Raw genomic sequence first — 16,303 nt, forward strand, 5'->3', positions numbered from 1 at the left:
GTGTTCTTTATCGCCCTCTTTTTCTAATAACGCGTCTAAGATGAAGCTCAAACAGTAATAGAACAACCAGAAAAATCAATAACAGGAGACCCGCTATTCCAGTTAGAAACGGAAATAGGAGTGGGAAGAAAATACTAGGATAGGCCTTAGTAACATCTGAATAATACCCCATACCCATAAGGGAGGTACCGGAGAACTCGATTAGCTTGACACCTAAATGATTGTTGCTTCTTTGCGCATAGCTGAGAACCTCTTCGTCTACATCTCCGTTTTGTGCAATCGTGATGATTTTCCATTTTCTTGTTTCCATGGGTTGACTATCATCGGTCAGTCTTTGGACTATACTTACTTGTTCCTCACCAGTCTTTCGGTCCTTTACTGTGAGAATATCTATCCACGAAAAATATCTGCTGCCTCTGTCCCGATTGGATAGCCATATTTCATCAGGGGTGGAGATTTTTTGATCATTTAATAAGAACTGAACTTTGACAATATCACCAGGCGGGGCTTTCTCCTCTTCATCCCATGGAGTCATATCTGCTTTCCTGCCTGTTTTCACGTATATAGTTGAACAATGGGTTAAAAGAAATCGCCAGCAAAAATAGCGAGACGCCAGATATAACTATAAACTTCTTCATAAGTCCTCCTTTTTAACTTACAGTCAGTTTAAACTTTTGGCGTGAACCCCCATCCGGTCCATCGGGAACATATTCCTGCAAAGGACTAAATCCAAATTTCCGATAAAACTCCCTGGCAGGTTGGCCTGCTAAATGATCCTCACCAAAGGTAGTGACGGTTATCTAAATCTCCCAACCATAATAAACATTGTGGAATAAAATCTGCATAGTTCTGTAATGCATTAATCGTACGGATTACCTCACAAGTACCCAGCTCCCGTTCTGCGTCATCCGAGCTCTCCAGTCCTAGCGAACGTCTGATATTGTAAGCTAACCATTCTAATTTTCCCAAAAAGCCATAGTTGAGCACAACCTGCCAATCCGCATAAATCTCTCCGCCATGCTCCAGATAGCTGTTAATCAAATTTGAGAATGCCTTTTTGCTTAAATCTCCCGATTCAGAACCTGACCAATATAAAGCTACATCTATCAGCTCTACTGTCGGATGAATAGGTCCTGCTGCTTCCCAATCGATTATTATCGGAACTTTCTGCTCATCCCACAAGACATTTTTGGGGTCTAAATCCCGATGGCTGATAACATAATGATTCGTCAATAGACTCGCTGAAGAATAAATCAATGCCTCCCAATTCTCTATCTTATGCAGGTGATCTGCCAGCAAGCTTGACCATTCTGCACGCTGCTGCTCTCCTTTGAGAGCAAGCTCTTTCCAATTGGCAACTGCAGCATTAGACGCTATAAGCGTTTCAAAGTGATGATCATCCGTTCCCTGTGAGAAATCGATGATGTGGAGCTGCGCAAGAATTGCCCCAATCTTTTTACAACAATCTAAATCTATTTCACCTAAAGGTAATGCCTTCCCCTGAACCCATGGAAACAATAAATAAAATTGCCCCTCAACCTCGTGCATACTACTGCCATTAGATACGATTGCCGGAACAGCATGGATCCCCTTTTGATAAGCCAGATTCGCAACCATTTCAGAAAAAATATAATTAGACATGGCTGTATCTCGTTGCATAATTTGAGGATTTAAGGCCTTTACTGCGTATTGCGCTTTATCCGTTTGCAGGCGATACATTCTGTGCAAGAGTCCACCTGTTATCGGTTCAGGTTCATTCATCAACAGACCCAGATTATATTTGGCACAAAGTGTTGCGAATTTTAAATTATAGCTCATATTTTCCATGTTATGTATTCCTTTCCGTGTGAGTGAAGCCGTACTCATATAAAATGGTTCAAGTAAATTTAAAACATATTTTTATCTTTATGAAATATTATGTACTGTTCACTATGACATCCTGTGTAACCCTCGTGAACCAAAAATGAAAAGGAGGCTTCGTTAATGAGTAAGCGGTTACATCAATCAGGGTATCTTGTAATCATTTGGTTTTTAGTCTTTACCTTAGGGACGGCAGCTTTTGGCTCTCTTTCCTCTGTGTCGGCAGCAGCTGCCCGGCAAGCGGAAAAGCTAAATCGGGGACTAGTAGCAGTGAAGGTATCCAGCGGTGTATTTGTGAGCTGGCGGCTACTCGGAACAGAAGAACTGTCGGTTTCTTTTAATTTATACCGCAATGGCACAAAAGTAAACGTTACCCCAATCACGGACAGCACGAATTATCAGGATAACGCCGGCACAGCTTCGTCTAGCTATACAGTTCGAGCAATCGTTGGCGGTATTGAGCAATCTGATTCTCCAGCAGCAAATGTATGGGCCAACAATTATTTGGACGTTCCAATTCAGATTCCGGCTGGCGGCACTACGCCAGATGGCGTAAGTTATACCTATAGTGCCAATGATGCCAGCGTGGGTGACTTAGACGGTGACGGGGAATATGAAATCGTATTGAAGTGGGATCCTTCCAATTCCAAAGACAACTCGCAAAGTGGCTATACTGGCAACGTCTATCTGGATGCCTATAAGCTGAATGGAACTCGGCTATGGCGAATTGATCTGGGCAAAAATATTCGGGCTGGCGCGCATTATACTCAATTTCTAGTCTATGATTTCAATGGTGATGGTAAAGCCGAAGTAGTCTGCAAAACAGCAGACGGTACGGTTGACGGAGTTGGCGTAACCATTGGAAACGCAAGTGCAGATTATCGCAATTCCAGTGGATATATCCTGACCGGACCTGAATATCTGAGTGTATTTTCCGGACAAACGGGGAAAGCCTTAACCACAATTGATTATGTTCCTGCCAGAGGAACGGTATCCAGTTGGGGTGACAATTACGGCAATCGAGTAGACCGCTTTTTAGCAGGAGTAGCCTATCTGGATGGAGTACATCCAAGCATCATTATGGCACGTGGTTATTATACACGCACAGTCGTTGTAGCTTTTGACTGGAATGGCAGTGCTTTGACTCGTAAATGGACCTTTGATAGCAATAGCTCCACCAATGCTGGAACCGCCGGTCAAGGTAATCATAGCTTAAGTGTAGCCGATGTGGATAACGATGGTAAGGATGAGATCATTTATGGTGCCTTAACCATTGATAATAACGGTGCGACCTTATACAATACAGGGCTGGGTCATGGAGACGCGCTGCATGTAGGCGATTTAAATCCGAACCGCCCCGGTCTCGAAGTTTTTAAAGTCATGGAAAATACTAGTTCTCCCTATGGCGCTGCGGTATGGGATGCTGCAAACGGGACGGTCTTATGGGGTGTATACACGGGAAAAGATACCGGCCGGGGGATGGCTGCCGATATTGATCCCAATTATCCCGGGGAAGAGGTATGGGCTCACGGTGTTGGCCTATACTCCATTACAGGCACCAAAATAAGCAGCACAATGCCTTCTGTGAATTTTGGAATCTGGTGGGATGGCGACTTGTCCCGCGAACTGCTGGATGGTGTCAAGATTGATAAATGGAACCCTGCAAGTAACTCCGTTACCAATTTATTAACCGGAGCGAGCGTAGCATCCAACAATAGTACCAAAGCAACGCCAAGCCTACAGGCCGACCTGCTTGGAGACTGGCGCGAAGAGGCTATCTGGAGAAAGTCCGATAACTCGGCTCTACGAATCTATACAACTACGAACATCACCACTAATAAAATATATACCTTAATGCATGATCCAGTATATCGGTTGAGCATTGCCTGGCAGAATACAGCTTACAATCAACCTCCGCACACAGGATTTTTCCTAGGCAACGGTATGCCCACTGTGTCTAAACCCAATATCTACGTAGTGCCGTAAGCTTTCTAAAGAATTAGTAAGTGAATAAAAAAGCAATTGCAGTTATCCGGATGTGCCGGGGCAATTGCTTTTTTGTTCGGTTTATATCAGCAATGATCGAGGTGCGTTAATAGTTTTTTTAATTGTTTAATGCCTTCGCATTGAGTGGTTATTATTGCATATAAAATAGGTTTTAGTGCTGGGCAGATATTAAACTGTAAAACGTTGTTTGACATTCGTACAGCGCTAGATCCCCAATCAGAATCCCAGCTTTAATAGCCAGGCCGCAAGCTTCTCCTCCCGCCTTTTCAATTCACCATCTACGCGATTATATTTTCCAAGCCGTTGCTCAGCTGCAATGCTGCCATCTAGCATATATAAGACACGCTCAGCTTGAGCAGCGACTTTAGCATCATGTGTGGCGATTATAAGCGTTGTTCCTGATTGATTAATATCTGCTAATATGTCCATGATTTCACTAGCTGCTTTTGAGTTAAGCGCCCCGGTTGGCTCATCGCCAAACAATATATCTGGCTGATTAATGAGTGCTCTGCAGATTGCTGCTCTTTGCAATTGTCCTCCTGACACCTGTGTAATATCACGTTCAGCCAGCGTAGCAATTCCTGTTTTGTTCATTAACTCGGCTGCTCTTTTATTGATAGTTCTACGGCTGCTGGTTCTCGCCCGATAAGCAGACAGGATGATATTGTCGCGGATATTCAAGTTTTTTAACAGATGCATTTGCTGAAAAATAAAGCCCATATGCTTTAAGCGCAGTCCGGCTAATTCGTTCTCTGAAACTCCGCTGATCTCCTGCCCTTTAAAAATAACACTTCCCGCTGTCAACTTATCCATCCCGCTGATCGTATACAGCAATGTTGATTTTCCTGAACCAGAAGGTCCCATGACAGCTATGAATTCCCCCTGTGACACCTGAAGCTGAACATCCTTTAATATCGACTGCGGAGTTCCTTGCCCTGTTGAATAACTTTTTTTTAACCCCTTCGTCTCTAATATGAACATTCTGCCACCTCCTATCATTCGACAATTAGTTTGGCTATACTGGATTTTCTCATTGAGATCGTGCTTGTTACGGTGGTGAGCGCTACAATCAGCATGAAAAGTAGCGGAAGAATAAGATAGGCTACCGCCGGATTGATTACAAACTGTATCTTAGAAGCACCCATAAAAGAGCCTAGCATTTGAGCAATTTTTTGCCCGAGAGTGTTAGCCGCAAAAGTACCAAGAATGACGCCCAGCCCTGATATTATCAGCATCCTTACCAGATACTGCCTACGAATATCTCCTAACGTAAAGCCAACACTTCTCAAAATAGCGGTTTGCGAAGAATCCTTGGCAAGCAGCATTTTCAGAAATAAAGAGGTAATCAATACCGAAATCGAAAATGCGATAACGATGGATAAGCCTGTAACTAGCTTCAATTGGCGAATTGTATTTCCTAATGTTTGAGCTAAATAGCTTTGCAGATGAGTGATTTTTGCTGGATAAAATAAATTGGTGTACTGATCCATTTTTGCCTGGACGGAAATTCCCGGGTTCACATCCAAAGCTACTACATACCAGAGAACCGTCTTCGGATCATATGGCAATTGCGCTTTTGCGGTTCGGCCACCATTAGTTATATCCTGATAGATCCCGCTAACAGTCAATTTTTTTGCCACCCCAGCAACCTCTAAAAGAACGGTATCCCCCACCTTTTTATTCAGTTCCTTGGCGTTCAGGTCAGAAAGAGCGATCTCACTTGCACTGCTAGGAGTTCCTCCATTAACATACGAGAGCGGAAAAATAGTAAAGTCACCGGTTTCAACATTTAGCGATTCCCATACACCATCACTACCTAATACCTTAAATCTAGAAGTAATCAGTGGAGATAATTTAGAGATGTCCGGGTCATTTTCAAGCTTGGTTATCATCTCATTAAAACGCTTCTCTATTTGGTTCGATTGCTGCAAATCTATACGAATATCGCTCTGACCGACGCCCATATAAGAAACAAACCGGGGAGACTGAAGGGTATTCAATATATTCACTGGCACTAAAACGATAAACAAACTGATCACAAATACGAAGAACAATAATCCGTACATGGTGAAGCGCCCGTAAACATCTTTTACCCCGAGAAAAGCATTCACGTTAACAAATTTACGCTTACTAAGTGAAAATCTGCTTGTGTTAATCCTTGCTTCACCCCTCGTACCTGACCGTAAAGCTTCTACAACCGTGATGCGATTAAAGCGTCTAAGAATCATCCGGCAAAAGAATACAACAACTCCAAAGATCAAACCTACCGCCAGGACAGGAACAAAATATTGAAGTATACTGGCAGGAGCAACGCCCAAATACAAAGTAATATTGGCTGTAAACAAACGCACCACACCTAAAGATAGTAAATATCCACATACAGAGGCGACGGCTGCCATCACGATATATTTTGCTAAATAAATGCTGCGAATATCTTGCTGCGTGATCCCAATCGCTTTCATGACACCTATCTCTCTGTAATCCTCTTCCAAGGTAGCGATCATCGTAAATCTGAGACATAAAATAGCAATCAGCATCAGCAGAACACTTACCAAAATAATAACAACTGCGATAATCCCATCCGTCAGTGCATTCAGCGTTTTAAATAAAGGATAGTCAATAGAGGGGCCTTTATTGGGCAGATTTGAGGATTGATACTCATTGCGGAAATCATTGAGCTTGGATAGATCCGTAAGCTGAAATTCAATCAGGTATTCAGGTTCACCCAGATTCTGTCTCAGCGCTATGAAGTCAGCAGTATTTACGACAAATCGTTTGGAGCTGACCATGGCTGGATTCATTTGGACATCCCTTACAAAATCAGTAATCACAAACTTTTTATCGAACTGTTCACCTAGAATGCTAACTACGTCGCCGATTTTCAAATTCTTTTGCTTCATATAATAAATGGGGACAGCGATTTCTCCTGCCGATACCTCAATCACCTTGTTCTCTAAATTCAGCAGCAAATCAAACGAAGGATTCTGCTCTACAAAGCCGATATCCATCACGCTGTTTGCTTCCGAGCCTTGGTTACTGCCTAGATAAACGTTAGATCCATCCAAGTTAAGCATCTCTACGGTTTGTTGATCTTTCACCAGTGGATTAGTAGCTGTAAAGCTCTCGATTGCTGAGCTGTCGATTTGTCCTGCGTGCATCTGCACGAAATGAGGGGCTTTGGATTTAATCAATAGCTGATTCAAGGACCCCGACAATTCCATAATCACTTGCGACGCAGAAGCAACAAGCAAAGCCGATAACATGATAAACACAAATAATCCGAAGGTAATGATTTTATTGCGTTGAAGGTCTCTTTTTACAATTCGTAGCAGCATTGACGGGCCTTCTCCTCTCCTTAGTTGAATCCACCTACAGATAATCACTAGAATTAGTGTCACTGCGCGAAAATTTGGACTTCCGGAGACAAAGGCGGTCGCTATCGCTCCTACAGTTCCAAACTTTCTCTTCATTTCTTTCCTTTATGGTTTTTAATTCGTTTAATTATTCACGTTCAAGACAGCGAATGGATTTCATTCGGGGGATCACAAATGCCATAATAATGATGAGCAAACCAGAGATGATAAATAATAAGCCGATTCCCCGTCCTTCCCCTGTGCCTATCACCTTACCTACTGATGAAGCAAGCAGACCTCCCTCTCGTAAAAGAGGATTAAACACTTTATCAGCCAATATGCCAGCAAAAGCATACGCAGCCACATAACCAAGTTGTGATAAAATGCCAATGATCCCCCATGCCCGCCCCTGTGTGTCATTTGGGATATGGTTGCGAATCATAACGTCAGCACTGGTATTAACAAAAGGCAACGTTGCAAAAAATAAAAAGCCAGCAGCTGTAATAAAAGCAACATTCGTGGTCAGACCCACCAATGAAAAAAACAAACCGGCGAATCCTAGGCCGAGCGCTAATACTTTAATATATTTACGATCGATGCTAAAAACTCCAATAATCAGACTGCCGAGCAACATCCCTATAGCACTTACAGACAATACCGTGCCTAGAGTTTTCGTATCCGTAAAGGGTAGAAGCATAGGCGTATATAAGGTTTGGAGAAAACCCACATAAAAAGTAACGACAGACAAAATGATCGTAAGCTGCAGTACACCTTTCGTGTAAATAAGAGCATCCCAGCCCTCCTTCAAATCTTTTACAAACGACTGATTCGTTGGGACTCTGTGTTCAGTCTGTAGATTCCTGCGAACAGCCATCACTGCAAGAACTGTAACTAGAAAGGTTGAGATATCTATAAGCAGGATAGTTGTTATATCCATAAAGCTAAGCAAAATCCCGGCAAGGATAGGGGAAAGAAGATATTTTGAGGACGCAGCAAGCTGAACTAAACCACTGGCCTTGGCAAATTGCTTCTCTGTTAATAAATCTGTAATGGTAGCCTTGTAGGCAGGTTCAAGCAAGGATACAAAAATCGAACTAAACGTCACACCCAGACAAATCTGCCATAAATGAGGTTCACCCAGCAGCATGATGATGAGAACATATACTAGTCCAAAAGCAGATAACAAATCCCCTGCTATCATCATCAATCGACGATCAAACCGATCCGCTAACACGCCGCCAAAAGGACTGAGCACAATGGAAGGGAGAAAAGCACATAAGGTTAAAAGTGCCACGCTAGAGGCAGTCTGCGTCATCTGGAACACATAAACCCCTAAGGTGAAAGCCGTCAACCCGCTGCCAATACTGGATATCCACTCCCCCATCCAAATGATCATAAAATTTCCGAAGGATTTGTTGTTCAGAATATTCCCTCTCCCCTACTCAAACATTTGAAACACATAGTCGAAGCTACCTTTCTCCGCCCCTAGCGTAATTTCCATCGTATAGATAAAAGCTCTTATCTTCTGGATGATTTCCTCAGGCTGCCACTTGAATATACCTTCATCAAAAAGAAATTGAGAGGTGATCAATAGAAATTCCATCGTCTCCCGGGGATACGGATTGTGAAACAGTCCCTCCTCTATGCCCTGCTCAATGACCTCCGTCAAAACAGGAGTTAGCCGCAAAATGGTTTCCACCAAGCTTTTCTGGTGCAGCTGTGCATTATCAGCCTGATGGAACTGCTCAATCATTTGGCTTTTTCTGTCCGTATCCGGCTTTTGCGCCATAATGATTTGCAGCAGCTTTTCATGAACGGTCAGCTTAGGATCTGCAGCAATTTGCTTAGCGGTTGCTACACCAACATCAATAAATCGCAGCACTACAGCATCCATGACCTCTTCCTTCGATTTAAAATAATAGTAAAAGGTTCCCTTCGCAATACCTATAGCCTGCAAGACATCATTCACTGTCGTTTTGGTATACCCTTTCGTAAAAAACAGCATTTCTGCTGTATCCAATATTTCATTTCTACGTTCTTCCGCTTCTTTGGAAATTCTCATCTGAAACGTCCTCCATTCTATTGACCGACCGTCGGTCTATTCCAATTATATACAAATATCAGATCCTGTCAAGATTAATCCGGCATCACAAAAAGAGAGAATTACAAAAGCTATGTTATAGCAGCTGGAACTCCCTCTTTTTTTGTGATTCACTTTTGAGTTTTACTGTTGGTTTTAGTCTTACTATTTTCTGTTTAGTCTAATTGTTTACTGTTGGATTTTACTGTTAGGTTTTACTGTTGGGTCTTATTGTTTATTGTTGGATTTTACTGTTTGGTTTTACTGTTTGGTTTTACTGTTGGGTTTTACTGTTTGGTCTTCCGGCTGCGTTTTACTTTTAGCTTGCTCTTTGATCTGATCCGTTGAGCGAAACCTTTGCTCGTGTTGTAACACTAAACTTCGTTTGCTTATATCACATTTACACTTACGACATAATAGCCTATCGGACACAGCTGACCTTATATGCTGCATTATCCCCCATTTGGAATCCTAACGGACCGCATAGCCACTATTGACATGAAAAACACCACAAAAGACCCCTTCCTCAAGGAATAGCTGCACTGGAGTCCGAAAACCGGCTCAAAGGGCTATAAATTTGCAAATAGCGTCCTTTGGGTCCTTAAGCTACACGGGATAGGTATTCTATAGGTATTCAATAGGTATTAATTACCTAAGTACGGACTAAGTGGCTTCCGGCTGCAGATTTTGCCCCCAAACGGCTTCCCTGTATAGAATGCTGCTATTTCGCATGAGCTTCTGCAATCCCGTCTCAAAAAGATTATCTAATCCGCCGGATTGTACTAATGAAAATTTGCTGCCCAAGGAATAGGCTATATAATAATCCGCCCAACTGCTATAACGTTCTTGTAGCTGCCTTGCTGCTTCTATTTTGTATTCCCAGGCTTCTTCCTTCTTCAAATAATCCTCAACATAACCAATCCGGCTCAGATAAATTACCCAAGCTAACCCAAAAGCAGAAATGTCACCAGAAGGCAACTGATGTATTCCTTGTGCAACAACCTTCAGATTAACAAAATCCTCATGATCCTTATGTGCCTCAAGATATTTACTGCGTGAGGTTTCGGAAAGTGTGGCTAAACGAGCATGTAAAGATCTATATTCTGCACGGTTGCCATCTTCTAAAAGCCAGCGAATTTGGCGATGAAAGGAGTTAGCATCCTCGATATTCCATCTTTCACAAGCATTTTTGATTAATCCTCTTTTGAAGAAGACATTACTGAAATCAAACTCATAAACCACATAGTATCTCCCTAAGAGACCACGTATGCAGGTAGAGGAAAGACAGCGGAAATACATTTCCAATCGTTTTCTTTGCTTAACATTGTATTCCTTCAGCATGTAGAGCCTCCTGATATTAGTTCGAGAATAAGTATGCTGTTTTGCAAATGTTCCTGATTTTCCATAGAATAATAAGAATGAACACCGCATTGACAAGCGGGGGAAGCTCAGAAACTGAAAAATAACATATGGTATATACCAAAATATAGAACCAGCTTAATTTCAGGAAAACCAATAGATAGAATAATATAGGCCCTATAATGTTCTTTCCAATGGTTACTAGCGAAGAGATACGAAGACGTTGTGGATACAGTTTTTTGTTCTTCAACATGTACTTATTCGCAAGATAACGAAAATGAACGAACTCGTCTTTTTTAGGCTCATTTGTCTCCGTTTGTGTAAGAGCTTCCTCAATTTGAGAACGTGCAATCTTACATTCCAGAATTAAACATTGCACATCTCTATTTCCAGCATCCTCCTGCAACAGATATTCACAATCCTTCATCGCTTCCTCATAACGCTGCAAATAGTAGAGAAGCCGCCCTCTTAATAAGTAACCGTCTCTTTCGTTAGGCCACATAGTGGTTACTTGGTTTAAACACACCAGCGCTTCCATATAATCAGCAGTATCCAGACAATACTTAGCTCGCATTAATTGCAGATCCGGATCATTCTGAAACAGCTTATTTGCTTCGTCGAGCAGTTGACCAGCTTCAGTATGTTTATCCTCCATCAGCATGAATTGAGCGGATCGCCTCAAATTTAGATAGTGTTCTATGTCAAACTCAAGAGACGCCTGCAAAAGGAAACACTCATAACGCATCTCCAAACTTCCGTCGACCTGCCCTAGTATGTACTCGACTAACTTATTATCATAACGTTGAAGAAATATTTCCTTGTCCTCACGAAAATGAAAAAATGAATCCAAAGCCTCCCATACGGCATGAGGCAAATTCCGATGCTGATCAAGGAACAACATAAGCTTATCCCTTAGCCGATCACGATGCTCTATACTCCACATGAAATCTTCATTCAAAAGTGAATGCCACGAAGCTTGTTTAATCCGGCGCGAGAAATCCGCATACAGTTCCCTAATTTGTCTGTCAAAAATATCTGCTGGCTGTTCTTGAAGATCAGCATCAAGTTGGATGGGAAGAGGGCGAACCAGCGCCCACTCGTTTTCATGCGGTATAGAAGTTGCCCCTTCTACTTCTTCCTCGGTGTCTACCTCCTCAACTTCTTGTTCTTCCTCCTCGCCTTCTTCCTCCTCAGCTTCATCTACTCGTATTACTTTTTCTGCTTGTATCACCATTTCTTCTATTTCTTTTGATATTGCTTCCGCTATTTCTTTCTTATCCTCACCTACAAATGAAGGGACAGTGCTTGCTATACGCTGCCCGGAGCGGGCCCATTTCACAGCTGTATCATAAGCTTCTCTAAGCTGCTGGTATCCTTCAGGGTCATCTTCGGGGTGATGCGATTTCAGTTTTTTGGCATAGGCCTTTTTGATGATAGCTAGTTCATCTGTGGGTTCAATCTCCAACATACTCCAGATTGTCATGTGAAGTATGACCACCCTTCAATTTCCGCCAATTGCTCATTGAAAGCTTGTGCCGCTTTTTCAATCACTTTCTCGTTCTGAGTATATAAAGCATCTTCGAATACTTTCAGACACTGTGCGATAAACTTCCGTTGGTCCCCAAGCACCTCTTCATATAAACGCTCACCTCTAGCAAGCAGAAGCCTGTTCTCGGTACGCTCACGCGGATGAATTTTGATACTCCGCAGTTCCAGTAAACGAGCTTCAATTTGCTTTTTCGTCATTGCACCAGCATTTTGCTCGATGATCATCTGATGCTTCTGACCTGTTGAAACTGTTGTAACCTCCACCTCAAGAATCCCATTCACATCATATGTATATCTGACATCAATACTTTCTTCTCCCCGAGGTGCTTGCGGAATCTGAAACTCCATTTCTCCCAGGAAAAGATTATTTTCAACGCGAGGACTCTCCCCCTGATACACATCCACACTTATGATCTTCTGATTATCTGCAGCTGTATATAGACGTTCTACCCGGCTAACAGGAATCGGAGTATTACGTTCAATGATCGGAAAGTAATGTCCAGATGACGTTTGTCCACTTGAACCTCTACGCAGAACACTGGTCCCTAATGTATAGGGGCAAACGTCCGTCAAAATCATTTCGTCCAGCGCTTGATCACGCTGCTTCAGGGCCACCTGAACCGCAGCTCCCAGTGCGACTGTCTCATCTGGGCTGATATTCGCATAAGGCATTTTCCCGAACATACGGCTGATAATTTGCTTAATCAGAGGCATTTTAGTCGCACCCCCAATCATCACAATCCCATCCAGATCGGAAGGCTGCAAAGAAGCATCCCGCAATGTTCTTTCTATCGGCTGCCTTAGACGTATTAGTAACGGTTGCACCAATTGCTCAAGCTCTAAGCGATCTATAGTCAGCACGTATTCTTCCTCTTTAATAACTATCCGCATAGTCGCAGCAGACTCTGTACCAAGAATTCGTTTACTCTGCTCTGCCTGCTTATACAACATCGACCTCGTTATTGGTGTTAACGATTCCGCGTCCAGCTTATTCTTTTGGATAAAATAGGCCACTAGTATCTCCGTGAAATCTTCCCCGCCTAGATAGTTATCTCCGGCAATCGACTTAACATCCATTACCCCTTCGAAAAGCTCCAGAATTGACACATCAAAGGTTCCTCCACCCAGATCAAAAACAAGAAATGAAGTCTCCTGATTCTGATGCAGGCCATAAGCGAGTGCTGCCGCCGTAGGTTCACTAATAAGCCGCTCTACTTGTAAACCAGCCAGCTCAGCCGCTTTCTTAGTTGCTTTCCGCTGAACATCATTGAAATAAGCCGGAACACTGATTATAGCTTTCGTTACGGACTCACCTAGATGATTTTCCGCGTCCTCTTTCAGTGACCGCAGAACAAAAGAAGATAACTCTTCAGGAGTAAAAGTCATCGAACCTAGCGTATATTTCTTTGCTGATCCCATAAAGCGCTTAAAAGTCGAGGCGGTTAACTGTGGATGTGTAATCAGTCGTTCCTGTGCGATTCTTCCAACTAATACTTCTCCCCCTGCATCTACACTAACAATCGAGGGTGTTACATGCTCCCCGAGTACATTGGGAATAATTACAGCCTGACTGCCGTCCCAATAAGCAGCAAGACTATAGGTCGTTCCTAAATCAATTCCGATTGTTCTCACTACTATCTCCACTCCTTTTATATACAATAATATACAAAGAAAAGAGTCCAAGAATCGAAATGTCACTAATTCAACATATTTACATTCAGTGCATAATAATGAAATTGCGCTTCTGCAATAGACATATAAAAAGGTATCTCAAAAGCCATAATGGCTAATGGGATACCTTCATTTTTTGGCGGAGGATATTTTTCTGTACATCATCTATAAAAAACAGTCTCATTCGTTCTCTGGACGTCCTAACATCTGATCTATCTTCTCTTTTGCACCTTCCCATGAGGTCAATAATGGAAAAGCATATTGTTCACGGGCCCGCAAATTCCATGGATGCGGAATACAAAGCACTTTTCTTCCCTCCTGCAATGCTGGAACCAGGTTATGCACCCCGTCATCGATCAATAGATCGTAGCTAATAAGATTTTTTCGCTTACAGGTAAAGAAATTTTCAATCGGAATAAACGGCATATGCTTCTGCAGCCAGTTCCATTTTTCCACCACCGACTGGGGTTGGGCTGCCGTAACAATAATTACATCATAAGCGTTATGCAGTTTCTCCATTTCTTCTACGACATGTTCGTCAAACAGTTCAAGCTCTTCATACAGACCGGGCCGCCCATAGAAAATCTCTTGTGTACAATCCGGATGACGTAAATGATCCGTATTCCAATCAAGCATTTCCTCATACCGTAGCAGATGCGTGGGAAAATCATTATTATTATGGTATATGGCTCGCTTCACTAGATGGCAAATTGTATCATCCATATCTACTGCAATTATTGGCTTCCTCATCTGCGCCTCCATTATTTTTTTAGATTACACTTTAATTATATACAATGAAATTACGGTTTTCGTCGAGAGTTTAATTAAAATCCCGGTTAATGTTTATTAAATGCTTCTACGCATTTTTGGCAGATACAAGCTTTCCCTCTCAGTTCTTCCGGGATCTGTTCTTGCAATTCGAGTGGAATTTCTGTATGGAAACACCAACAGTCACCACTTTCAGCGCCACAACGATTCAATTCTTTACATAAAGGACAATGGCGTTCTTCAACCAGTATGTTCATCATATCCAAAATTTCTGCTCCCCCAAAAATCACAAACTATTTTTCTTTGGAAAACCATATTAATAAAAAAATCCAACAAATGACAATACGTCAGTAAGTAAAACAAACACCCCCCCGAATAGGTTTCCGCCATAACCACTTCTGAAGATCCCTAGTTTAGCATAAGCCCAATTTCTCTATTATTCCTAGACTTGTGAACTCGGTTCACTTGCATTAAGATAGTGAACATTACGAACTCAAATGGGAGAATAACAGATGAATGATAAGAAGATGAGCTTTTTAGATACCCTACATAGTGACTTACTTGCTACCATGGAAGAAGTATATAATCCTTGCAGGTTTGATTGCTCCGAACCAATTCTTGAACCGCAAAATGCGGAATACGGAGCATATATCTTTACCTTAAATGCGCTGGCCATTAGATTCCGGGTGGCTAAAATCACACCCACTAAAGTCGGGCAATTTGTGACACTATGGGAGCGAATTGGAGATCATCCCATCCAACCCTATGACATCTCAGATCCTGCTGATCTCTTCGTTATAAGTACACGAAATGGGAATCACTTTGGCCAATTTATTTTTCCAAAAGCTGTCCTAGGAGAACAAGATATTCTATCTGCTAAAGGTGAAGGTGGAAAAAGAGCTTTTCGAGTCTACCCGCCTTGGGACAATCCCACGAGTCGCCAAGCTCAAAAAACGCAAACATGGCAGTCGGAATATTTCTTGGATATCCCTGTAAATAAACCCATAGACTACCTTCGTGCACAAGCACTTTACGGTTTACCTGTAAATCTTACGGTCTGACCTATCTCCTCCACATGTTCCTTATCGCCCTGCAAAATAAAATAATAGTATACATCATCTCCTATTTTCACCGCTTCGGGATATTTAATTATAAGCGCCGCTTGATGATTCCATTCCTCCCCTTGGTCAGCAGAAGGCATAATCAACTTTGCCTTCTCTTCCTCTTTTAACCTCTCTAATGTCAGTTCAGTGATTTGCGGATTGGAGCCATAAGGCTTCAGCTGATGGGAGGCAATAATTTCAGCTACTTCATCTATTGATTGTCCCTCTCCAGACATAGCGGATAATTGAAAATAACCATCCTCCCCCTGACCCTTCTCATCATCTGCTGAATCTACGACCCATTCCATTGGATACTTCAAAGAGACTCCATAAGCATCGGAAGTAAAGGTTGCAAGCCCAGTTTGCGTAAGCAGCATACCGATTACAGTACCTGCAAGTGCAATAACCACGATAACCAACACCCAAAGCCACCGTTTTTTGTATACATTTGTTTTCACGATATCCCCCTAAATCAATAATTAGTTGACATGTACAATATTAGGAAATAAGATATAAACAAACATATGAGCAATCATTCATATGTATTGGTAAGG

Annotated in this window: 14 protein-coding genes; 2 read left to right on the forward strand and 12 right to left on the reverse strand. The window is 42.3% G+C overall.

From position 1 onward, the window contains the following. Positions 1-7: 7 nt before the first annotated feature. Positions 8-559, reverse strand: a complete 552-nt coding sequence (locus NSQ50_RS19625; protein WP_143760563.1) for a hypothetical protein — start codon at positions 557-559, stop codon at positions 8-10. 218 nt (positions 560-777) lie between these two features. Then, positions 778-1,818 carry a phosphotransferase gene (locus tag NSQ50_RS19630; RefSeq protein WP_340949688.1) on the reverse strand — a complete coding sequence of 347 codons (1,041 nt, stop codon included), beginning with the start codon at positions 1,816-1,818 and terminating at the stop codon, positions 778-780. Positions 1,819-1,983: 165 nt separating this feature from the next. Between NSQ50_RS19630 and NSQ50_RS19635 the strand changes: the two genes are divergently transcribed. Next, positions 1,984-3,846, forward strand: a complete 1,863-nt coding sequence (locus NSQ50_RS19635) for a rhamnogalacturonan lyase (protein ID WP_162164293.1) — start codon at positions 1,984-1,986, stop codon at positions 3,844-3,846. A 237-nt stretch (positions 3,847-4,083) separates the two neighbouring features. Here NSQ50_RS19635 and NSQ50_RS19640 read toward each other — a convergent pair whose 3' ends face one another. The 9 genes from NSQ50_RS19640 to NSQ50_RS19680 all read right to left on the reverse strand — a co-directional run bounded on the left by NSQ50_RS19640 (position 4,084) and on the right by NSQ50_RS19680 (position 14,906). Beyond that, positions 4,084-4,848 (reverse strand): ABC transporter ATP-binding protein, encoded by a 765-nt coding sequence (locus NSQ50_RS19640; protein WP_036688966.1) that lies wholly within the window; start codon positions 4,846-4,848, stop codon positions 4,084-4,086. Between the two features lie 14 nt (positions 4,849-4,862). Then, on the reverse strand, positions 4,863-7,202 hold the full coding sequence (locus NSQ50_RS19645) for an ABC transporter permease (protein WP_076100187.1): 2,340 nt from the start codon (positions 7,200-7,202) through the stop codon (positions 4,863-4,865). Positions 7,203-7,368: 166 nt separating this feature from the next. Beyond that, positions 7,369-8,616, reverse strand: a complete 1,248-nt coding sequence (locus NSQ50_RS19650) for an MFS transporter (RefSeq protein WP_179087784.1) — start codon at positions 8,614-8,616, stop codon at positions 7,369-7,371. A 42-nt stretch (positions 8,617-8,658) separates the two neighbouring features. Further along, positions 8,659-9,282 carry a TetR/AcrR family transcriptional regulator gene (locus tag NSQ50_RS19655; RefSeq protein ID WP_038572259.1) on the reverse strand — a complete coding sequence of 208 codons (624 nt, stop codon included), beginning with the start codon at positions 9,280-9,282 and terminating at the stop codon, positions 8,659-8,661. A 681-nt stretch (positions 9,283-9,963) separates the two neighbouring features. Then, positions 9,964-10,641 carry a DUF1266 domain-containing protein gene (locus NSQ50_RS19660; RefSeq protein WP_051491590.1) on the reverse strand — a complete coding sequence of 226 codons (678 nt, stop codon included), beginning with the start codon at positions 10,639-10,641 and terminating at the stop codon, positions 9,964-9,966. Positions 10,642-10,657: 16 nt separating this feature from the next. Continuing rightward, complete coding sequence (locus tag NSQ50_RS19665) at positions 10,658-12,142, reverse strand: J domain-containing protein (protein WP_076225068.1); 1,485 nt, start codon at positions 12,140-12,142, stop codon at positions 10,658-10,660. After that, positions 12,139-13,839 (reverse strand): molecular chaperone HscC, encoded by a 1,701-nt coding sequence (locus NSQ50_RS19670; protein ID WP_076225069.1) that lies wholly within the window; start codon positions 13,837-13,839, stop codon positions 12,139-12,141. The genes NSQ50_RS19665 and NSQ50_RS19670 overlap by 4 nt, the downstream gene beginning before the upstream one ends. A gap of 219 nt (positions 13,840-14,058) precedes the next feature. Next, positions 14,059-14,628: a 5' nucleotidase, NT5C type gene (locus tag NSQ50_RS19675; RefSeq protein WP_076225070.1), complete on the reverse strand. Its 570-nt coding sequence runs from the start codon at positions 14,626-14,628 to the stop codon at positions 14,059-14,061. A gap of 86 nt (positions 14,629-14,714) precedes the next feature. Then, the gene (locus tag NSQ50_RS19680; protein WP_076141099.1) at positions 14,715-14,906 is read right to left on the reverse strand and encodes a cysteine-rich CWC family protein; all 192 of its coding nucleotides are present in this window, start codon (positions 14,904-14,906) and stop codon (positions 14,715-14,717) included. Between the two features lie 252 nt (positions 14,907-15,158). On the opposite strand from NSQ50_RS19680, the gene NSQ50_RS19685 reads away from it, so the two are divergent. Then, on the forward strand, positions 15,159-15,707 hold the full coding sequence (locus NSQ50_RS19685; RefSeq protein WP_081384448.1) for a MepB family protein: 549 nt from the start codon (positions 15,159-15,161) through the stop codon (positions 15,705-15,707). On the opposite strand, the gene NSQ50_RS19690 is transcribed toward NSQ50_RS19685, so the two are convergent. Continuing rightward, positions 15,677-16,207: a hypothetical protein gene (locus tag NSQ50_RS19690; RefSeq protein ID WP_076225071.1), complete on the reverse strand. Its 531-nt coding sequence runs from the start codon at positions 16,205-16,207 to the stop codon at positions 15,677-15,679. The two genes, NSQ50_RS19685 and NSQ50_RS19690, sit on opposite strands and share 31 nt — an antisense overlap. Positions 16,208-16,303 lie beyond the last annotated feature (96 nt).

It is taken from the genome of Paenibacillus sp. FSL R10-2788 (genome assembly GCF_038003885.1).
In the GTDB taxonomy this organism is placed as follows: domain Bacteria; phylum Bacillota; class Bacilli; order Paenibacillales; family Paenibacillaceae; genus Paenibacillus_AQ; species Paenibacillus_AQ odorifer.